This is a genomic window from Cupriavidus sp. FW305-3-2-15-C-LB2, from assembly GCF_058787575.1.
Map to the genome: position 1 here is coordinate 53,690 of NZ_JBYSZW010000007.1, position 19,542 is coordinate 73,231.

Genomic DNA, 19,542 nt, shown 5'->3' on the forward strand with positions numbered 1-19,542 from the left:
ACCTGGCAAGCCGCCGGAACCGGTGCAGCAGAAGAACAGCCTATGGAAGCCGACACCTATACGCAACTCAAGGTCCGCCTGGCTGCCACGCCATGTACGTGGCTTGTCACCGGCGTCGCCGGATTCATCGGCAGCAACCTGCTGGAAACACTGTTGCGGCTAGACCAGCGCGTTGTGGGCCTGGACAACTTCTCCACCGGCCACCGGCGCAATCTCTGCGAGGTCGAGGCGCTGGTGTCGCCCAGGCAGTGGGCCAAATTCCAGTTCATTGAAGGCGATATCCGCAACTTCGAGCATTGCCGCAGCGCCATGCTATTTCGCGAGCCCCAACCCAAGGGGGCTGCCGCCGACCTGTACCCGGTGGATTTCGTGTTGCATCAGGCGGCTCTCGGCTCCGTGCCTCGCAGCGTGGAAGATCCTATCTCCACTCACAGCGTCAACATCAGCGGCTTCCTGAACATGCTGGTCGCCGCCCGCGATGCCCGGGTCAAAGCCTTCGTCTACGCGGCAAGCAGCAGCACTTACGGCGACCACGCGGGCCTGCCGAAGGTCGAAGACTGCATTGGCAAGCCATTGAGCCCCTATGCCGTCACCAAGTATGCGAACGAGCTGTATGCCGACGTCTTTAGCCGCTGCTACGGCGTGCATGCCGTCGGACTGCGCTACTTCAATGTGTTCGGGCCGCGCCAGGACCCCAACGGCGCCTATGCGGCCGTGATCCCGAGATGGATCGCGGCGCTGCTGCGGCGTGAAACTGTCTACATCAATGGCGACGGGGAAACGAGCCGCGACTTCTGCTACGTCGCTAACGCCGTGCAGGCCAACCTGCTGGCCGCCACCAGCGAAAGCCGGGAGGGCGACAGCCAGGTCTACAACATCGCCGTCGGCGACCGCACCACGCTGAGCACGCTGTTCCAGCTTCTTCGCGACGGGCTCGGCCCCTACGGCATCGCCGCCGACACCGAACCGGTCTATCGTGCCTTCCGGGCGGGCGATGTGCGCCACAGCCAGGCGGACATTGGCAAGGCGCAACGGCTGCTGGGATACCGGCCCACTCACCGCATCCGCGACGGCTTGGCCGAGGCGATGCATTGGTATGTGCAGATGCATCAGTCGCTGGACGTCTGAGCGTAACATAAAGACAGGGGAAAAACGATGTGCGGATTTGCAGGAATTCTCGGCGGCCTGCCTGCCGCTCCGCCAGCCCGTGCGGCCATGCTGTCCAGGATGGCACACCGGATTCGTCACCGTGGGCCGGACCACGGCGACCTCTGGTGCGATCCGAATGCGCCGTTCGCCTTCGCCCACCGGCGCCTGGCGATCATTGATCTTTCTCCCGCCGGCCAGCAGCCGATGATGGCGGCCAGTGGCCGCTACGTCATTGTGTTCAATGGCGAGATCTACAACCATCTCGAAATCCGGGCCGAGCTGGAAGGAGCCGGCGCCGCGCCTCTGTGGCGAGGGCATTCGGACACGGAGACGCTGCTCGCCGGTATCGATGCCTGGGGCGCCGATGCCACCGTCCGACGCGCCGCAGGGATGTTCGCCTTTGCACTGTGGGACCGGCAGACACGCACGCTGACGCTGGCGCGTGACCGGCTAGGCGAGAAGCCGCTCTACTACGGCTGGCAGGGGACGGGCCGGACCCGTACTTTTCTCTTCGGGTCGGAACTCAAGGCACTGCGCTCGCACCCGGCATTCGAGGGCCGCATCGACCGCGACGCGCTGAGCCTGTACGTGCGCTACGGCAACGTGAGCGGCGCCCATTCAATCTACCACGGCATCGCCAAGCTGCCGCCGGCGCACCTGTTGACCGTCTCCATCCAGGCACCCGAGCCGGTGTTGCACGCTTACTGGTCTGGGGCCGAGGCGGCGCTGAAAGGCAGGCAGGACCCCTTCCCCGGTGACCCAGAACAGGCGGTGGACTGGCTGGAGGCGCTGCTGCGCAAGGCAGTGCGCCGCCAGATGATGTCGGATGTGCCGCTGGGCGCTTTTCTCTCCGGCGGCATCGACTCCTCGACCGTGGTGGCGCTGATGCAGTCCCAGTCGTCACAGCCGATCCGCACATTCACCATCGGGCGTGCTGGCTCGGATGACGAAGCCGCGCACGCGAAGGCCGTCGCCCGGCATCTGGGCACTAGCCATACCGAGCTGTACGTCACGCCGGAGCATGCAATGGCGGTCATCCCAGAGCTGCCCGAAATCTACGACGAGCCGTTCGCCGACTCCTCGCAGATCCCGACGCTGCTTGTCAGCGAACTGGCCAGGCAGCACGTGAAGGTCTCGCTCTCGGGCGACGCCGGCGATGAGTTGTTCGGCGGGTATAGCCGCTACCAGATTACGGCCGAACTGTGGCATCGGCTTGCGCGCATTCCCCGTCCGATTCGCGCAGCAGCGGCATGGGGACTGACCCGCTTCTCTCCGCGCCGGATCGATCAGATCGCAGCATCGCTTCACATGGCTTCGCGCTGGGCCGACGTGGGCGAAAAGGTCCACAAAGGTGCCGGCGTCATGGCCGCGCGCTCTGCAACCGAGCTGTACCGTGGCATGGTTTCCCAGTGGCCATTCCCCGAGGCGATCGTGGTGGGTGGGAGGGAGCCGGCCACTGTGCTGGACAGCGCCATGGGTTTGCTCCAGACGCTGAGCGACGTGGAACGCATGATGGCGGCCGACATGCTGACCTATCTGCCCGACGACATTCTCGCCAAAGTCGACCGCGCGGCTATGGCGCGAAGCATCGAGACACGCGTGCCATTCCTCGATCACCACGTGGTCGAGTTCGCCTGGCGCCTGCCCTTGGCTTACAAGATCCGCCGGGAAGACGGCGGCTACACCACCAAGTGGGCGCTCAGGCGCGTGCTTGACCGCTACGTGCCCCGTGAACTGATCGAGCGGCCGAAGATGGGATTTGGCGTCCCGATCGACGCCTGGCTGCGTGGGCCGCTGCGCGACTGGGCTGAAGACCTTCTTGACGGGCAGCGCCTGCGTCGAGAGGGCTATCTGAATCCGGAACCGGTTCGCAGGCGGTGGACGGAACATCTTTCCGGGCGGCGCAATTGGCAGCATTCGCTGTGGTGTGTGCTCATGTTCCAGGCCTGGTTGGCACACGAAAGCGTACAGCAGACTTCCGTCGAGCACGCCAGTGGGGTTGAATTCAATTGGAGGCCCGCATGCGCTTCCTGATGATCGCGAGCTTTGCGGAGTCGCTGATCGCATTTCGCGGCCCGCTCATGGAGGCATTGCAGGAAAAGGGGCTGGAAATGCATGTCGCCGCGCCGGACTTGCCGGCGGGACACCCGATCCGCGCCGCGCTGGAGTCGCGCGGCGTGGTCGTGCATAGCATTTCCCTCGAACGTAGCGGCAAGAACCCGCTGGCTGACGCGCGCACGCTGCTTGCACTGCATCGCCTAATGCGGCGGCTTAGGCCTGACTGCGTCATGAGCTATACGATCAAGCCCGTCATCTACGGCATGCTGGCGGCCTGGCTGGCCCGTGTGCCGCGCCGCTTCGCGTTGATCACCGGGCTGGGCTACGCCTTTGGCGACGACAAGAGCAGGAGCAGCCTGCGTGCCCTGGTGCAGCGGCTGTACGCGCTGGCACTCCGCCGGGCACATATCACCTTCTTCCAGAATCCGGACGATGAGGCGCTGTTCCGCCGCTCCGAGATCCTGCCGCGCGACAAGCGTTCGTGTATTGTGAACGGCTCCGGCGTCGATGTCGCCAGCTTCGGGGTCGCGCCCTTGCCCGACGACGGCCCGCGCTTCCTGCTGATCGCGCGCCTGCTGGGCGACAAAGGCGTGCGAGAGTATGCCGAGGCCGCGCGGCGCATCCGGGCGCGGGGCGCCAGAGCGCGCTTCAGCTTGGTCGGCTGGATCGACACCAGCCAAGACGCCATCGCGCAGCAGGAGCTGGACGCATGGGTGGCCGACGGAACCGTCGACTACCTCGGGCGGCTCTCCGACGTCCGCCCGGCCATTGCTGGCTGCAACATCTACGTGCTGCCATCCTACGGAGAAGGCACGCCGCGTTCCGTGCTGGAAGCCATGGCGATGGGCCGCCCCATTATCACCACCGATGCACCGGGCTGCCGCGAGACGGTGGTCGACGGAGACAACGGCCTGCTGGTGCCGGTCAGGTCCGTCGGCGCGCTGGAGCAGGCCATGATGCAGCTGATAGAGGACTGGGAAACAGTCGTGCGCATGGGCCAGCGCTCGCGCCAGATCGCCGAAAGCAAGTACGACGTGCGCAAGGTCAACGCGGCAATGCTGCGCGAGATGGGGTTCGAGTAGGCGCCGGCAGGCGCAGGCACGTGGAACATCGCTTGCCCGGATCGCACATCTCTGGAATGAGTCTTGAGTTGCCCGGCCTGAGGTGAAGAAGATCATGAGGTGGGCTGTCGTGACGCCGTTGCAGGCGCTTCGGGATATCAACAGGGTGGAGCAATCATGAGCGAACCGAGGCGCAGTTTTCTGGCAGGGCTAGCCGTAAGTGCAGGCACCATGCTGGCAGCAAGGTCGGGAGCGGTTTCCGGTCAGACTGAGGCAAGCAGGCCGCGAAAGCCGACGGATGTCGTCAGCGTGACGGATTTTGGCGCGAAGATGGATGGCTCGGATGAAACCAGAATCCTTCAGGCCGCCATCAATTCCAGCCGAGGCAAGACGCTCGTCATCCCCGACGGGCAGATCATGGCGGCGGGCGTCACGATGCCGGACGCGTCATACAGCAATACGACAATCATCTTTTACGGTGAACTGCTGCTGAAGCCAATGCCACCAGGAAGCCCCAACTTTGGCGGCGCATGGGTCGGTCTGATCATAGGTCGTTGCGATGGGGTAAGGCTGGTGTTTCGCGGTCACGGCAACAGGGTCCGGCAGCCTGCCCGCGAGCATATACATCTGGTGGGTATCGCGGGCGCGACGAATCTGGAGATCCCCAGCTTTCGCGCGCGTGAGGTTCGTGGCGATGGCTTGTATATCAGCCAATCCGACTGGATGGCCAGCAGCGCCAATCCGGTTGGGATCAACATCGGGGTATTCGAGGCCTACAACTCCGAGGACGACGGACGCAACGGCTTGTCGATTATCAGTGGCGACAATATCAGCATCGGAACATTCCGATCATTCCGGGTCGGAGGGACCATCAACGGCATCGTGATGCCTGGCGGCTTTGACGTCGAACTCGACCATCCTTACCAGTCGGTCACCAATCTCAGCATTGGATCCCTCTCAGTGGTGACCAGTGGCACGTCGGGCCTGCAGTTCACTGGAAAAGGCGACGCAAAGTCAGCCAATGTGGTGGGTGTCTCGGTGGGATCATTCGTGGTCAAGAATACCTCAGCTGCAACGATTGCAGACGAGTTCGGTGCCGTGACACAAACCAACAACCATTGCCTGGTGATCGGCGATGCAGTGCGGAACCTGATGGCGAAAGGATCCACCGTCTATACAAGGGCGCGGGGCGATGCAGTCATTGTGACGGATTGCCAGTCCGTTCATATCCAGGCCAATGTGCAACATGTGCGGGAAGGGGCCAGGATCGGCAGCGACACCGGTACGAGAACGGGGCCGGTCAACAGCACTATCCATATCAACGCCGACGACATCGGGCAGCGTGGAATCCGCATAGGCAAGGCGGTGAGCACCAAGATCAGCGGCAGCGTGTCCGGTCCGGTAAAGAAGCACTATTCCACTGTATCCGGCGTGTACCTGCTGAACCCGGCGATGAAGGATGTCGTCATTTCCGTCGACGTTGAATACAGTGCTGCCTGGACGCGCACCTACCGGCAGGAGGGAGCGGCGACATACGAGAACTGTGCCATTCGAGATTGCGCGGTCTACGGACCGTATTCCAACTGGACCACCTGGGTGGGTGATACCCAGCTGCCCCGCATCAACGTGCAAGGCGTCACCGAGCAAAGCACGCTGCCAAAAGGCGGCACTTGGGCCCGCGGCACTTTTGTCCGAAATACGGTACCTTCTGCGCAGTCGGGCAGGGTGCTGTTGGGCTGGGTGCGTCTGAGCGATGGCAATGGGACCACGCTTGGTGTTGACTGGTCCGCGGCTTATGCGGCCGTCAGTTGAAAGCTGGCGGCGATGCGGTTGCCTGGCTGAGTCAGATTCCCGCCCCTGCCGGCATGTGGCTCAGCCTTCGCGCGGTCCGATGGCGCGCTGGCGTGACCATCTTTGAATCAAGTCACTCTCCGCTGCGATCACCAACAGGATTGCATCCATTGAGTGGCGCAAGACCCACGCATAGGCTGCCCCAACGATGCCGAATCGCACGATCAGCAGGTATGTCAGCAAAAGGAAAACCGGGAACTCGACAATATTAATTTTCGCGGTCACCTCGGTACGGCCATCGGAGTGCAAAAAGGCGATGTACATCGATGCCACTGTATAGGGCAGCAATCCCAGACTCAGGATGCGAACAATATCTTCGGCACCTGCAGGGATCGCCTTTCCCAGCCACAGCGAGATGATCGAGTGGCCAAGGAAGCCGAGCGTCGCTGCGACAACCGACATGGCAATCAGTGCAAGCGACAGTACCAGGTAGAACATCCGCTTGGCATCGTCGGGCGCGCTGATTCTGCGTTGGCTCAGATAGGGAAATGCCACGGTCGTCACAGCGCCAAGGAGGATCAGGCTTTGTGCCACCATTTCATACGGAATGACGTAGGCCGCTGCCGCGGCCGAGGAGACAATGGAAGCAACAATGAACCTGTCGGCCGACGACACTATAGGATTGAGCACCCCGCTAAGCGTGAACCACCCTCCGAACCCGGCGAGCTTCCTGGCCACATCGCGCGAATACGGAGGCACTCGCGTGCCTCGCTTCAAGCCGATGCAGCGCCTTGCCAGCCATCGGTACATCAAGGCGGCAAGGGCTCTCGATAGCACCAGGCTGAGGATCAGCCAGTACAATTTCGGGCTGAGGAACGCAACCAGGCAGGGCACCCCGAAGTTCGCGGCTCCAAGCAGCATGCGTACGATGCAGATGCCCTTGAAGTTGAGGTAGGCTTCATTCACGCCCCGATAGGTTGCCGAAATTGCCTGCAAAGGGAGCGCAAGCGCCAGCAGGGCTATGGACCACTGGATCTCGGATCTTGGTACTTGCTCCACCTTCAGCAGGGAGTCGGCGCCAAGTGCAAGAGCAATCAGTACGGCGAGGGCGCCGATCATGCCCGTGACAAACGTGGTTCGCTCCGCGGTCGTCAGGACGCCGACGATAGAATCATTCTGCTCAGCCGAGCTGCCGCGCAGGGCCGCAATCTGGTGCGTCGCTGCCCGGCCGATGCCGAAATCAAGGGTCGTGGCATAGCCGATCAGCCCCCAGGCGAGGGTCAACAGTCCGAACCGTTGGACGCCAAGAGCGTGTAGCAACTCCGGCACCGTCAGGGCTGCAATGACGACAGGGACGCCGAGCCCCACCAAATTCCAGGAAATGTGAGAAGTCCTCATACGCCGGCACCGCGACTGGTGGCAAGCGACGCAAAAAAAGGCCGCGACCGGCGTTTCGCCTGCTCTCGGAGCCTGTTGTCAGGAGGGCATGGCACAGTAGCCGCGATCAGGAGCCCGGCACGGTGGCCGTATTCCCTTTCGTATCCGGCGGCATTGTGGGGAATGAGTCTGGATGTCATCGTGTTGATGTTGCGGCCTGCGCAAGCATTGTCGCCATTTTCGGGGCTACCTTTTGTACGCAGTAGTGGTTCTCAACGAGCCCGCGTCCCGCGCTTCCCATCCCGCGTCGAAGTTCGGCGCTGGTGAGCAATTGCGAGAATTTCGAGATCCAGTCCGCCTCGCCCCGCGCCAGAAAGCCATTAAAAGCATCCCGCACAATTTCCTGGTTGACCCCAATTGGCGAGGCGATCACGGGCAGGCCGCATGCCATGTACTGGATCAGCTTGTACCCGCATTTGCCTTGTTCCCATGGAGAATCGGCGAGCGGCATGATGCCGACGTCGCAATCCGCAATGGAGGCAGCCTCCGTGTCTTCGGTCCATGGGATGGATTCGACCTTCACGCCCGGGATGCTGAACTGGCTGCCTATCACGCGCAGGATAAATTCATGGCGATCGGCCAGGGAAGCTAGCGCTGATTTCAGGACACCCAGGTACCTGACAGTGGAGGGCGAGCCGATCCAGACAATACGCAACGGCGTGGCCGGATTCTCGCTCAGTCGACGCTGGATGGTGTAGCGGCTCAGGTCGACGACGGTCGGGACAATCTCGACCCAACTCGCGCCTGCGCGCCTTGCGCGCTGCGCCAGGTAGTCGTTCCCGGCCATGACCAGGCGGGCGCCTGACATCAGGGTGTCCAGACGACGACCGTACAAGGATCGCACCAATGCCGAACGATGGAGATCGTAGACATGGAACTGCGCGTCGTCGTAGTCCAGAATGTATGGCACGCCCTTTAGCAGGCCACTTTCCAGCCAGACCGGAAACCAGGGGAGTGCCTCTTTCTCGATCCAGACGAGGTCAAAGTTTCGCCGGCTGGCTAGAGCGAGCAAACGTCGCGCGTAGGAATGAAGCAGCGCTGTGAAGACGTAACGGGCACGGCTGTAGCGCTGGCTGAGAGCCGCATCGGATAAGAGCGGCTGCACCGTCAGCGACAGGCCGGCGCGCTCCAGCCATGGCAGAAATTGCAGGCTGCGCAGACGAGACGATGCGCCAAGCCGTCCATACCTTGTCAGTACCAGGATACGAGTTCCTGTCATTGCCGACTCACCTTGACAGGGATCTGCCTGTTCACGAGATAAACCACGGGGAGGATGTAAATCCATTGGAAGGTGAAAGCTTCGATATAGGGGTTGGTGTTGGACGCCAGGAAGGCGGTCACAAAGCCGCTGAACATGAAAACATCCAACTCCGCTACGCGCCGGCGAGCCCACTGATTCAGGAAAATGATGATGTACATCAGGAACGGGAGCAGGTAGATGAGGCTCCCTATCGCGCCGACTCGCAGGAAGCTTGCAACCCATACGAGTTCGTATCGCCAGGGATAGTCCTCGTTTCTCACATAGCTCACGCCGATTCCGTGGCCGGAACCCAACGCCCAGTGGCGGGCCACACCCTCCATCAGGGCATCAAACTGTTCCGCCCTTTCCGTTCCGCCTCCGGTTGTGAGTTTCTCGATAACTATGCCGAATATGCGGCTAAGGCTAACGTTGTCAAAAGCCATCGCTATGCCGAGCAGGATTGCACCGACGACGAGGCCCGTGTGAAAGACAGACCGGGCGCCTCGGCCCTGGGACGACCTGGCGCTTGGGGGGGGGGTGCGGGAGTTCAGCGCGAGCCCGAGCAACATGCCAGCGGGTATCGAGAGCATGAGCGCCGAGCGGCCAGATGTGAGTGCAACAACTGCCAAGGCGGACAGAAGAAGCATTCTGGAAAGATAGCCCCGCACCAATCCGGGCGCTGCGAACAGGCCTCCCGACAGGAAAATGAGAGAGGCATAAACGTGGATTGTTGCAGCAACGTTGCCGTCATTCATGTCGACGTTGGCGTCCCTGATAAAGAAATGCGCGGCTTCCGTATAGCCCTGAAGATACAGGAAAAAAAACAGCGGGACACTCGCAACGCACAAGGTCGTGAAGCGGATCGTCCAGCGCCGGAAGGTTTCCTCGTCCAGGAGGCGCGTCACGCCGGAGATGACCAATATCCAGAGCAGCGGGGAAATAATGTAGATCACGACCGTTTGCTGTACTGCTTCGCGGCTTGCGCCTGCGCTGGTCCCTACCAGGATGTAGAAGACGGTCACCAAGCAACCAAGGAGATAGAGAATCAGGAGCAGGTTGAGCCTTCGGCTAGGACGGATATATGGCAGGGCCAGCGTGGCGCAGAGAATCATGGCGGCAGCAGTGGCGCCTTGCAGGGCATTAGGTATGACAGTCGACAGGAAGAACAGGACGACCGAGCTTAACAACAGGAGGTTCTTGAACATTTCGTGTTGCCATCATGTGGACGTCGGGCGCTGCGTGCCACTTCTATTATTGCAATTATCGTCCGGCGTTATCCGTCTTCAACGCCGGTTGGTGGGTCAGGGCACATCGCCACGACTCACGGCACTTGCCGGTTTGAGCTCATCCGGACTGTCGCCAAGCAGGCCACGTGCCGTGATTTTCCGGATCGTTGCGTGCAACGGCTCGCGGGCCTCTTCCGCTGACTTCGGATTTCGTTCACCAGAGCGGGTTGCATCCAGCGAGCTGTAGGGAGCGTATTCCGGCACGATCAACTGCACCGCCGTCTGGATCGCGACTTCGTCGCGCATTTCGCAGGCGGCGAATAGCCGGTCCAGCCTGCTGTGCAGATCGGCCTCTTCCAGGCATGGCTCTTGCGAGCACATGATGCGTTCGTGCACGCTCGGCGTGACGTCACCGCCGATCAGCAGTTCTTCGTAAAGCTTTTCGCCCGGTCGCAGCCCGACGAACTTGATCTCAATGTCGCCACTTGGATTCTTGCGTGTACGCTCGACCAGCCCGGACATCTCGATCATCGTGCGCGCCAGATCAACAATGCGTACCGGCTTGCCCATGTCCAGCACGAAAACCTCGCCGCCCTTGGCGATGGCGCCGGCCTGGATGACGAGCTGGGCCGCCTCCGGGATCAGCATGAAGAAGCGGATCACATCTGGATGCGTGATCGTGATGGGCCCGCCCTCGCGGATCTGCTTGCGGAACAGCGGTACCACGGAGCCGGATGAGCCCAGCACATTGCCGAAGCGAACCATCGAGAAGGTAGTGCGCGTGCTCGGGCGCGCGGCGGCGGCCTGGAACACGAGCTCGGCAATGCGCTTGCTGGCCCCCATCACGTTGGTGGGCCGTACAGCCTTGTCGGTGGACACCAGCACGCAGGTTTGTACGCCGAAATGGTCCGAAAGATTGGCGACCGTGCACGACCCTAGCACGTTGTTGCGTATGCCTTCCGGCATGTTCGCTTCCACCAGCGGCACATGCTTGTAGGCCGCGGCGTGGTAGATCGTGTCCACACGCTGGCCGCGCAGCGCAGCGGAGACTGCCGTGGCATCGCAGACGGAGCCGATCCGTGCGGTGATCTCCAACTCGGGGTAACGCAGCCTGAGTTCTTGCTCGATCGCGTAGAGCGCGTACTCCGAGTGTTCGAACAGGATCAGGCGCTGGGGATCCTGGGTCGCGATCTGGCGGCACAGCTCCTTGCCGATGGACCCGCCTGCGCCGGTGACCATGACCGTCTTGCGATGGATGCATTTGGCGAACAGTTCTTCGCGAGGTCGGACACTGTCGCGGCCCAGCAGGTCCTCGATGCTGACGTCGCGGATGGACTGCACGCTGATTTTTCGATCTACCAGTTCCAACAGGCTGGGCAGCGTGCGCACGCTGACTGAATAGCGGTGCAGTCTGTCGATAATCTGCCGGCGGCGCTCGACAGACAGTGACGGCACCGCCAGTACGACCTCATGGATGCCGTGCTGCTGAATCTGCTCGCGCATTTGGTTGCTGTGATAGACCGGCAGGTCAGCGAAGATATTGCGGTTGAGTGAAATATCGTCGTCGAAGAAGCATACCGCCTTGTGGTCAACGCTTGATCGCATGGCAATGGCTAGCTGGAATCCTGCTTCGCCAGCACCGAAGATGCCAACACGCAACGCCGAGCGTTCGCGCTGAGCCTGGCGATTTTTTTCTTGGGAGAACGTCAGCAACGAGCGTGCGACGAAGCGTGACGTCACAAGATAGGCAAATGCAATGAACCAGTAGATGAGCAGACCGCTACGAGGCAGCCGGTCGAGATGCACAAGGAACGAGAGTGCATAGGTGAGTCCGACCAGGCAGGCCAGGCTGATGCCGGTGGTCCAGAGAACCTTGAGATCGAAATATCTGATCACAGTCCGATACAGCCCGCTCAGCGAGAAGACGGGGATCGTGCATGCGGCAATGATGAGCGGCGGCGCCATGCCGTACTGCACCAGCAGTTCGGGATTGCCCGCGCGCAGGAACAACGCCAGCGCGAAGCACAGGGGCAACGCCAGCAGGTCCGCCGACAACATGAGTGCCACCTTATGGCGTCTTGGTAGCGCTATAAGCCACTGCGACAGGAGATTTCTCATTTGCCAAGGCCTCACGTCATCACAGCTGAGGTCCGGCTGCGACCAGACCATGACCCAGGTGCGCCCCATGGCGGGACACACAACAGCGGTTTCGCGGCGTTCTCCATTTTGTTTTGAGTTTTTTTAGGCAAAGGCTGTGGCGGCAACCGGCATCTTGCTGCCGGCATTGACGCCCGACTTGCCTTTAATGCCGTGCGGGCGACGGAATGCCTTCGACACTGGTGCAGATGGAAGCCATTATGGGTTCTGCCCGGCGACGCGTAATGTCGCAAGGTGCGTTCGCGTACGAAAGTGCATAGGTCCGGGAGAGCGCACATGAGTCTCAACTGTGCGAACTAGTCCATCTGGCCGGCTTCACGCCCGAAGTCGGGTCTGGTTAGATAAACGCAGCTTCCATGAGCAAAGCGGGCGGCATCGTGCAACGAGTCCCCCATATGTTTGTTCGGCTTTGTGGCGGATGCCATGGAGACTGCGACGCCCGTGCCGACTTCGATTGCTGAGGTGGATGACCATGTTAGACAGCGGTTTCTCTCCCTGGCCGAGCTTTACTACCGAGGAGGCAGCCGCCGTGCAGCGGGTACTGCTTTCGAACCGGGTGAACTATTGGACCGGCGCCGAATGCAGGGCGTTCGAGAAGGAGTTTGCCGAGTGGACCGGCTCGTCCTACGCGGTCGCGCTGGCAAACGGTACGCTCGCGCTGGACCTTGCCCTCAAGGCGCTGGACGTCGGCCCCGGGGATGAGGTGGTGGTCACGCCGCGGACATTCATCGCCAGTATTTCGTGCGTGGTCAATGCCGGTGCGATTCCGGTGTTTGCCGATGTCGATGCCGATAGCGGCAATCTGACGGCGAATACCATCGCGCGCGTGCTGACGACAAGAACGCGTGCGATCATCTGCGTGCATCTCGCGGGCTATCCGTGCGACATGGACCCGATCATGGAACTGGCGCGATCGAGAGGGCTGAAGGTCATCGAAGATTGTGCGCAGGCGCATGGGGCTCGTTATCGCGGGCGTGCTGTTGGCACAGTCGGACATGTCGGTGCCTGGTCTTTCTGTCAGGACAAGATCATGACCACCGGCGGCGAAGGTGGCATGGTGACCACCAACGACGAGGCGCTCTGGTCGCGCATGTGGTCTTACAAGGATCACGGAAAGAGCTGGGAGGCCGTGTACCGGCGCCCCCATCCGCCTGGATTCCGTTGGCTGCACGAGTCTTTCGGCACCAACTGGCGCATGCTGGAGCTGCAGGCCACGATCGGCCGCCTGCAGCTCAGGCGCATGGAGCAATGGACCCGGCAGCGCACTGCCAACGCGATGGCGCTGATCCAGGCGCTCGCTTGCTGTCCGGCGTTGCACGTGCCGCTGCCACCTGCCGACTGCCAGCACGCCTGGTACAAGCTTTACGCCTACGTCCGGCCGCATGCGCTGAACGCTGGCTGGGACCGCGACCGCATCATGGCCGAAATCAACGCCGGCGGCGTGCCCTGCTACGCGGGAACGTGCTCAGAGGTCTACTTGGAGAAGGCCTTCGAGGATACCGGCTGGCGCCCGGCTGAGCGGCTGTCTGTGGCGCGCATGCTGGGTGCGACCAGCCTGATGTTTCTGGTGCACCCGACCCTGACCGCGGCCGAGATCGAGAGGACTGGTGCGATGGCTGGTGCTGTGATGCGGTCTGCCACGCGAGCGGTTGCATGATCGGATGGATATGTCGTAGCCGCGCCGGCCGGCGGCGGGGGCAACGATGAGTCCCTGGATGCCAATAATCTTGCTTGGGGACAGCAGGTTGGTTTTGCCGCTGGCGGCCGCTATTGCGCTATGGCTGACCGGCGCTGGGCAATGGCGCTACGCCTTGCGTTGGCTGGCCTGGTTCGGATCGGGGGCGGCCCTGGTTGCCGCGGACAAGCTCGCGTTCGCGTCCAGTGGCTGGTCCTGGCCCGCGATTGACTTGTACGTTGTCAGCGGCCATGCCATGCTGACAACAGCGACCTACCCGGTATTGCTGATGCTGATGGGCGCGCGAATCAGCGTGCGTGGGGCGCGCTGCGGGTGGTTGGCGGGGCTTGGGATGTCGGCGCTGATGTGCGTCGTGCTGGTGGTGGGACACTACCATACCATTGCGGAGACCCTGGCAGGTGCCGTCATCGGGTTGGCAATTTGCACGTTCAATGCCGGTATGACGACGCGCCTGCAAAGCAGGTGCATTCCGATAATGTTGGCATTGCTATTTTGTTTGGCCTGTGCGGCCGCGATTCCGGCCGGGCTCAAGACAGCCAGGCACGCTGTCCAGTTGCTCGGTACGGAGCGGCTGGGCATATCACTGCAGTACTTGCGGCACATTCATGTGAACCCTGATACGGGAAAGACGGTAGTGACCGTCTTGCGGTCCTGTGGGTAGTGCGACGTGACGGCCTACCAAAATAATGACGCTTGGGGGAAGACCTGGTGCATGCCAATCTGTTTAATTCGGATGATGCCGAATGGCGCGATCTTCTGAAGCGTTGCTGGCACGACTGCCACCAAAAACCGGGCTGGCTGCGAGCCGCTGAGCATGCTGATGGCGGGATTGCACTGGCGGTGCATGTGAGTGATGGTGAACACGAGTTGCTGGTGCCGATCTTGCGTCGTGAGCTCGGCGCAGGCATCTGGGATGCAACGTCGCCCTATGGCTATGCCGGCCCTGTTGTTACCGGGACGGCGCGGGATGGCTTTGTCGACGAGGCCATGCAGGCTGCAGTTTCGTTCCTGCGCGAGCAAGGCTGCGTGTCATGGTTTATCCGGCTGCATCCGATCCTCAACGCGGACTGGCGGAGCAGACTTGGCTTGGTGGTAGTGCACGGTCTAACCGTTTCGATCGATCTCTGCAAAACGCCGGAGCAACACTGGCGCGAAACCCAGTCCCGTCATAGGCGCGGCATCGACCGTGCTCGGCGCGCCGGTGTCACCGTACGGCTGGACACGAAATTCGAGACCCTTCCGTGTTTTGTCGATGTCTACAACCGCGCCATGGACAGGCTTGGTGCCTCGAGTTACTACTATTTCGGGCAGTCCTACTATGAGGCCCTGATCGAGCAGCTCGGCGACGAGTTGCTACTGTTCGTCGCCGAGGAAGAAGGCCGCATCATCGGTGGCGCGATGTTCACAGTGGCACCAGAGGCCGGCATCATGCAATATCACCTGTCCGCGGCCGACAACAAATTCCGCCACCGTCAGCCGGCCAAGCTGATCATCCACACGGCCCGAGAATGGGGGCGCCAGAATGGTTACAAGCGCCTTCATTTGGGTGGAGGCCTGGGCTCGCAGCAGGATTCGCTGTTCGAGTTCAAGGCCGGCTTTTCCGCTGATACCCATGTGTTTCGCAGCCAACGGGTGGTGGTCGATCCGCAACGATATGTGGCGCTGGCGGGCAATACGGCATCGGTACTGGACGACCTGAGCGGCTTCTTCCCCGCCTACCGGAGCGATGCGCAGAGGCCCACCCGCCCGCCTGCCCACCAGCCTGACACGAAGGCTCGTCTCTAGGGGCAGCTTCGGTTCGGCGTTGCCAATGCCTTCGCCGCATGGAGTGAAAAGCCACCATCATGCGGACATACGTTGTTCACCACGGTTCGCAGAAACGGGTACGCGATAGCGCTATTCGCGCGGCACAGGCGTGCGCAGGCCAGCAGCGGGCCCAGTTCCCAAGCGCTCATCGGCATAATGGTTGCGCAGCAGCCACCACAGGTAGCCCGCTGTAGCGTAGAAGAGGCCGATTCCGTGCGGACCTGCTGCGCGCAGATTGCGCCCAAGGTCATGAGGAAGCGCCATCAGCAGGAACAGGACTTTGGACGGACGTTGCCTGCCGTGGCCATTGCGACGGCACGCCACAAACAGGCGAGAGGCTTCACTGGCGGGGCAAGACAGGCCTCCAGGCAGCGACGGCAAGCGTTGGTTGACAGCACTCGCGACCATCTCGATGCGGTAGCCGTGTTCCTGTACTGCGCAGCCAGACAGTTCGAGCTCGTCATATCCTCCGGCCAGTTGCTCGTCAAACACCACACTCGCGAACAGTTCCCGCGGGAACACGGCGCTGCGCAGCAGCACTGTGCACAACCGCTCGCCATGGCGGTAGTTCTGCGTCGGATACCCGAGGAAGGCCGGCTTGCGTGGATCGCAGCGCTGCCCCTGGCAGAGTTCGGCTCCGGTCAGGATGAGCGGCGTCGCACAGCCGGCGGTGGCCCGGCGGATATGGTCGTCGGCAATACACTCGGCCATCTGCTGCAGAAAGGTCGCACCCAGCAGCGTCTGATCATCCAGGAACAGCACATGCGAGCCGGTGGCCGCGCGCAGAGCGCGGTTGCGGTTGGCCGCCGGGGTGCGGCGCGGGCCTTCCAGGTAAGTGATGTCCGGATAGTCCCGGCGCATCATCTCGCGCGTGTCGTAGCCGCTGCTGTCATCCGTGACGATGAGCTGGTGCGCCGGCATGGTGGAATCAGCGACCGATTGCAGCGTGTGCCGCAGCTGCTCGGGATGGTCGCACGTGTAGATGCACACCGAAACGGTGGGCAGGAACGAGCTTGCCGGCATGGTGACCCCTCCAATGTTCGGCAGATGGCAGACACCTGCGCCGGCCCGTCTGGTGCGGGCGCGGCGCAAGGTCCTGAACTACAGCACCGGGCTGGCGGCCTGGAGCGCGGCTTCGCCGGTGCGGGGCGCAACCACAGGGCGCGCGGTGCTGCCGCGCGTGAAGCGTTCATCGCCGCTGACCCACTCGAGCGTCGCGCCACGTTGCAGGGCGGCATAGACGGCCTCGCCCTTGTTGCGTACCTTCAGGCGCTGGTACAGCGTGCAGGCGTGACTCTTGACAGTTGCCACCGAGATATTGAGCATGCGGCTGACGGTCTTGATCGGGTAGCCGCGTGCCAGCAGCACCAGCACCTCGTACTGGCGCGGCGTGATCTTCAGCATTTCGGCTTCGTCGTAGCTGGGCTCTTCCTCGACCAGCGGGGCTGCGTTGGTGGCAGCCGGGGCCGACAGCGGCTGCCCCGGCCGGAGGCCGGTGAGGTCGCGCACCGCCACGGTGGTGCGTGCGGCACCGGGCGTGCCGGCGCATGCCACCAGCGACAGTTGCTCGCCTGTGAGCGCGTGCGCAGGGTTCAGCGGAAGCGGCGCGGCCGAGGCCAGCGACTGCACGGCCGGCATGGCCGAACGCGACGCCGACGGCATCGAGCCGGTTTCGGCCGAGAACAGCAGCCCCTGCACGCCTGACACCGCCAGCCGGATGGCCGCCTCGATCACCGCCAGCGAAGCGGATTTCGGCAGGCAGCCGCAGACGCCGCGGGCGCTGTCCGCGTTGGGCACATGCAATGGCAAGATGTCTGCCAGGATCAGGATGCGTTGCGGCGACAGTGCTTCGCGGGCCTGTTCGAGCTGCGGCCAGCCAGACCCCACATCGGCGGGCATGCCGAATACGAGCAGGTCTGCGTTGTGGTGCCGGGTGTCCAGCCTGGCGATGTCCGCGGGCGCAATGGCGGCAACCTGGGCAGACTCCTGGATGTTCTCGAGCATCTGCAACAGCCCGAGCCGGAGCAGTGGATGCTCCTCGATCAGCAACGCGTTCATTGACTTCACTCCCCGTTACTCGGGGGCGGAATGCGGGGCGCTTTGCGTATGGAGGGCATTGCAGGACAGCAGTCACCTGCGGCGACTGGCTGCTTGTCTGACCCCCATGCTTCCATGCTCCGGCAGTCCCGTTTTTCTGGATGGAACTTGTCGGTGGCTGGAAGGTTGACCCGAACCCGAACCCGAAAGATTCTCGCTCCTAAATCGGCTTAAATTCATCTTATGGGCTGGTTGAATGGAATGCAAGCGAGCCGGTCTGGTACGAGTGTGGGTGGGAATGAAAGGACATACATAATCCTTTCAAAAATCATCCGAACGCACCGGTCCAGGTTCCGCAAACGCCGCGCTGATGCGGGGTCCAGGAGGTTTCACGGATGTGACATCGGGATTTAATTTGGTTGCAGCATTGAAACAGATAGCATTATCTGTACCCCCTGAAAGTAGTATTCTTAACCCCATCGTGGGGTATCGGTAATATATCTGCGGCGGATTGCTCCAATCATGAAACGCCGCTTTCATATGTGTTTTCGAAATAGACCTGCCTGATTTTCAGGCAGGTCGGGCGCATGGCCTAGTGCTTCTGGATGAGAGACGTCTCCCACCTCGGGATGAGCGCTGCGGCGCCGGCTGCACCGACCTGCGCCGGACTTGCCACCGCCTGCCGGGAGGACAGGGTGGCGGGCCCGGGGCCGGCCGGCAGGTTCGTCCGCGCAGGCGTCAGCGGGCCCAGTGGCCGGGACGCATGACCCAGCCGTGCGGACCGCGCACCCAGCGCTCGGGCACATAACGGTAGCCTGGACGCTGCGCCTTCCAGTAGCCGGCGCGCCAGTCGTAGCGCCCGCCGGTGGCGGTCCAGTGGCCCGGCACCCAGACCTGGCCGCGGCGCGCGGCGGGGTGCGGTTCATAGCGCGGCGGCGGGGGCGGACGGTCATAGCCGTGGGCGACCGCCACCGGATGAGCCTCGGCGGGGGCGGTCAGTCCGAAGGTGCCGCCCGTGGCGAGGACGGCTGCGGCAATCAGGAGCTGGCGTTTCATGTGGATTCTCCTTGGGGCGGTTGGAAGCGGTTCGAAGCCGCTGGCTCGGTCAATAGCGGTCGTAGTGGTGGTGGCGCGGCGGCGGGCCGCCGCGCGGTGGCACTACGATGCAGGCGGACAGCAGTGCGGCCGTGGTGGACAGCAGCACCAGCAGCGAGAGGGCGCGTTTCATATGGGCTCCTGGCGGGTTCGCGTTGGACATGGCTTCAATGTAGCGAGCCAGCCCCGCTGCGCGTGCTTGCACTTGTAAGGCTGTCTCACAAGGGGTTTTGCAGCGGGCGCAGCCCCGCACCGGGCGCGCGGCATCCCGGAAGCCCTTGCGTATCAAGGCGTTGCGCGCATGGCGGCAGGTCCATGGCGTGGCCTGCGCGTGCCGGGTTGGAGGTAATGTGACGTTACACGGGAAATGATTCTCGCAAGGCAACGGATCCCGGAGCAGGCGCCGCACCCTTTGTGGGCGGCCTGGCCGGGCACGCAGAAACGGGTACGCTGCAACGGTGCGCGATGCCTCGGCATGGCCCGGTTGGGGGCGCACTGGTGGCGTCGCGGCGCCATCACGGTGCGTTCAGTCGCGCAAATCGGTGGGGCGGAAATGGCATGAAGCTTGCGCCATGGGCTATACCAGTCGGAAGTGGCCTCGTGTGCTTGAAGGAGGCGTCATGCCGGTCATGCTCATCGTGCTTGCCCTGCAATGGCTGCAGGGGCTGTCGCCGCCCGCCGCGGCGTTGTTCGCGCTGCCGCAGGAGATGGCGCCCGCGGATGCCGCGGCCATCGTCGAACCCGCGCTGACACGCTGACATGGGCTGACGCCGGGGTGGTATGACTACC

The 19,542-nt window shown here is 62.6% G+C and carries 16 protein-coding genes; 8 read left to right on the top strand and 8 right to left on the bottom strand.

Annotated features, from left to right (window positions below; genetic code table 11):
- The first annotated feature begins 42 nt into the window (after positions 1–42).
- From AC3WRR_RS07675 to AC3WRR_RS07690, 4 genes are all read left to right on the top strand, one after another.
- Positions 43–1,128 carry an SDR family oxidoreductase gene (locus tag AC3WRR_RS07675; protein WP_492296585.1) on the top strand — a complete coding sequence of 362 codons (1,086 nt, stop codon included), beginning with the start codon at positions 43–45 and terminating at the stop codon, positions 1,126–1,128.
- A gap of 27 nt (positions 1,129–1,155) precedes the next feature.
- Complete coding sequence (asnB, locus tag AC3WRR_RS07680) at positions 1,156–3,183, top strand: asparagine synthase (glutamine-hydrolyzing) (protein ID WP_492296587.1); 2,028 nt, start codon at positions 1,156–1,158, stop codon at positions 3,181–3,183.
- Entirely contained in the window at positions 3,171–4,289 is a 1,119-nt protein-coding gene (locus AC3WRR_RS07685; protein ID WP_492296589.1) for a glycosyltransferase family 4 protein, read from the top strand. Before asnB ends, AC3WRR_RS07685 begins: the two co-directional genes overlap by 13 nt.
- A 156-nt stretch (positions 4,290–4,445) precedes the next feature.
- A complete protein-coding gene (locus AC3WRR_RS07690) occupies positions 4,446–6,080 on the top strand; it encodes a hypothetical protein (protein WP_492296591.1) in 1,635 nt (544 codons plus the stop codon).
- A gap of 60 nt (positions 6,081–6,140) precedes the next feature.
- Here the strand turns inward: AC3WRR_RS07690 and AC3WRR_RS07695 are convergent, their stop codons facing one another.
- The 4 genes from AC3WRR_RS07695 to AC3WRR_RS07710 all read right to left on the bottom strand — a co-directional run bounded on the left by AC3WRR_RS07695 (position 6,141) and on the right by AC3WRR_RS07710 (position 12,080).
- The gene (locus AC3WRR_RS07695; RefSeq protein ID WP_492296592.1) at positions 6,141–7,457 is read right to left on the bottom strand and encodes an oligosaccharide flippase family protein; all 1,317 of its coding nucleotides are present in this window, start codon (positions 7,455–7,457) and stop codon (positions 6,141–6,143) included.
- A gap of 175 nt (positions 7,458–7,632) precedes the next feature.
- A complete protein-coding gene (locus AC3WRR_RS07700) occupies positions 7,633–8,715 on the bottom strand; it encodes a glycosyltransferase family 4 protein (RefSeq protein ID WP_492296594.1) in 1,083 nt (360 codons plus the stop codon).
- A complete protein-coding gene (locus tag AC3WRR_RS07705; protein ID WP_492296596.1) occupies positions 8,712–9,941 on the bottom strand; it encodes a hypothetical protein in 1,230 nt (409 codons plus the stop codon). Before AC3WRR_RS07705 ends, AC3WRR_RS07700 begins: the two co-directional genes overlap by 4 nt.
- A gap of 96 nt (positions 9,942–10,037) precedes the next feature.
- Positions 10,038–12,080 carry a polysaccharide biosynthesis protein gene (locus AC3WRR_RS07710; RefSeq protein ID WP_492296597.1) on the bottom strand — a complete coding sequence of 681 codons (2,043 nt, stop codon included), beginning with the start codon at positions 12,078–12,080 and terminating at the stop codon, positions 10,038–10,040.
- Between the two features lie 511 nt (positions 12,081–12,591).
- On the opposite strand from AC3WRR_RS07710, the gene AC3WRR_RS07715 reads away from it, so the two are divergent.
- From AC3WRR_RS07715 to AC3WRR_RS07725, 3 genes are all read left to right on the top strand, one after another.
- Positions 12,592–13,776 carry a DegT/DnrJ/EryC1/StrS family aminotransferase gene (locus AC3WRR_RS07715; protein ID WP_492296650.1) on the top strand — a complete coding sequence of 395 codons (1,185 nt, stop codon included), beginning with the start codon at positions 12,592–12,594 and terminating at the stop codon, positions 13,774–13,776.
- Positions 13,777–13,864: 88 nt separating this feature from the next.
- Positions 13,865–14,476: a hypothetical protein gene (locus tag AC3WRR_RS07720; protein ID WP_492296599.1), complete on the top strand. Its 612-nt coding sequence runs from the start codon at positions 13,865–13,867 to the stop codon at positions 14,474–14,476.
- Between the two features lie 47 nt (positions 14,477–14,523).
- Entirely contained in the window at positions 14,524–15,600 is a 1,077-nt protein-coding gene (locus tag AC3WRR_RS07725; protein WP_492296601.1) for a lipid II:glycine glycyltransferase FemX, read from the top strand.
- Positions 15,601–15,711: 111 nt separating this feature from the next.
- Here AC3WRR_RS07725 and AC3WRR_RS07730 read toward each other — a convergent pair whose 3' ends face one another.
- The 4 genes from AC3WRR_RS07730 to AC3WRR_RS07745 all read right to left on the bottom strand — a co-directional run bounded on the left by AC3WRR_RS07730 (position 15,712) and on the right by AC3WRR_RS07745 (position 18,886).
- Positions 15,712–16,644 (bottom strand): glycosyltransferase family 2 protein, encoded by a 933-nt coding sequence (locus tag AC3WRR_RS07730; RefSeq protein WP_492296602.1) that lies wholly within the window; start codon positions 16,642–16,644, stop codon positions 15,712–15,714.
- 78 nt (positions 16,645–16,722) lie between these two features.
- The gene (locus AC3WRR_RS07735) at positions 16,723–17,679 is read right to left on the bottom strand and encodes a LuxR C-terminal-related transcriptional regulator (protein WP_058697733.1); all 957 of its coding nucleotides are present in this window, start codon (positions 17,677–17,679) and stop codon (positions 16,723–16,725) included.
- Positions 17,680–18,396: 717 nt separating this feature from the next.
- A complete protein-coding gene (locus AC3WRR_RS07740; protein ID WP_492293496.1) occupies positions 18,397–18,714 on the bottom strand; it encodes a hypothetical protein in 318 nt (105 codons plus the stop codon).
- A gap of 49 nt (positions 18,715–18,763) precedes the next feature.
- Positions 18,764–18,886, bottom strand: a complete 123-nt coding sequence (locus tag AC3WRR_RS07745) for a hypothetical protein (RefSeq protein WP_010811106.1) — start codon at positions 18,884–18,886, stop codon at positions 18,764–18,766.
- A 487-nt stretch (positions 18,887–19,373) separates the two neighbouring features.
- On the opposite strand from AC3WRR_RS07745, the gene AC3WRR_RS07750 reads away from it, so the two are divergent.
- Positions 19,374–19,511, top strand: a complete 138-nt coding sequence (locus AC3WRR_RS07750) for a hypothetical protein (protein ID WP_010811105.1) — start codon at positions 19,374–19,376, stop codon at positions 19,509–19,511.
- Positions 19,512–19,542 lie beyond the last annotated feature (31 nt).

What these genes read in the sequence shown, in the direction of transcription:
- AC3WRR_RS07675 (WP_492296585.1), top strand. Translation starts at nt 43, where the DNA reads ATGGAAGCCGACACCTATACGCAACTCAAGGTCCGCCTGGCTGCCACG.
- asnB (WP_492296587.1), top strand. Translation starts at nt 1,156, where the DNA reads ATGTGCGGATTTGCAGGAATTCTCGGCGGCCTGCCTGCCGCTCCGCCA.
- AC3WRR_RS07685 (WP_492296589.1), top strand. Translation starts at nt 3,171, where the DNA reads ATGCGCTTCCTGATGATCGCGAGCTTTGCGGAGTCGCTGATCGCATTT.
- AC3WRR_RS07690 (WP_492296591.1), top strand. Translation starts at nt 4,446, where the DNA reads ATGAGCGAACCGAGGCGCAGTTTTCTGGCAGGGCTAGCCGTAAGTGCA.
- AC3WRR_RS07695 (WP_492296592.1), bottom strand. Translation starts at nt 7,457, where the DNA reads ATGAGGACTTCTCACATTTCCTGGAATTTGGTGGGGCTCGGCGTCCCT.
- AC3WRR_RS07700 (WP_492296594.1), bottom strand. Translation starts at nt 8,715, where the DNA reads ATGACAGGAACTCGTATCCTGGTACTGACAAGGTATGGACGGCTTGGC.
- AC3WRR_RS07705 (WP_492296596.1), bottom strand. Translation starts at nt 9,941, where the DNA reads ATGTTCAAGAACCTCCTGTTGTTAAGCTCGGTCGTCCTGTTCTTCCTG.
- AC3WRR_RS07710 (WP_492296597.1), bottom strand. Translation starts at nt 12,080, where the DNA reads ATGAGAAATCTCCTGTCGCAGTGGCTTATAGCGCTACCAAGACGCCAT.
- AC3WRR_RS07715 (WP_492296650.1), top strand. Translation starts at nt 12,592, where the DNA reads ATGTTAGACAGCGGTTTCTCTCCCTGGCCGAGCTTTACTACCGAGGAG.
- AC3WRR_RS07730 (WP_492296602.1), bottom strand. Translation starts at nt 16,644, where the DNA reads ATGCCGGCAAGCTCGTTCCTGCCCACCGTTTCGGTGTGCATCTACACG.
- AC3WRR_RS07735 (WP_058697733.1), bottom strand. Translation starts at nt 17,679, where the DNA reads ATGAACGCGTTGCTGATCGAGGAGCATCCACTGCTCCGGCTCGGGCTG.
- AC3WRR_RS07740 (WP_492293496.1), bottom strand. Translation starts at nt 18,714, where the DNA reads ATGAAACGCCAGCTCCTGATTGCCGCAGCCGTCCTCGCCACGGGCGGC.
- AC3WRR_RS07745 (WP_010811106.1), bottom strand. Translation starts at nt 18,886, where the DNA reads ATGAAACGCGCCCTCTCGCTGCTGGTGCTGCTGTCCACCACGGCCGCA.
- AC3WRR_RS07750 (WP_010811105.1), top strand. Translation starts at nt 19,374, where the DNA reads ATGCCGGTCATGCTCATCGTGCTTGCCCTGCAATGGCTGCAGGGGCTG.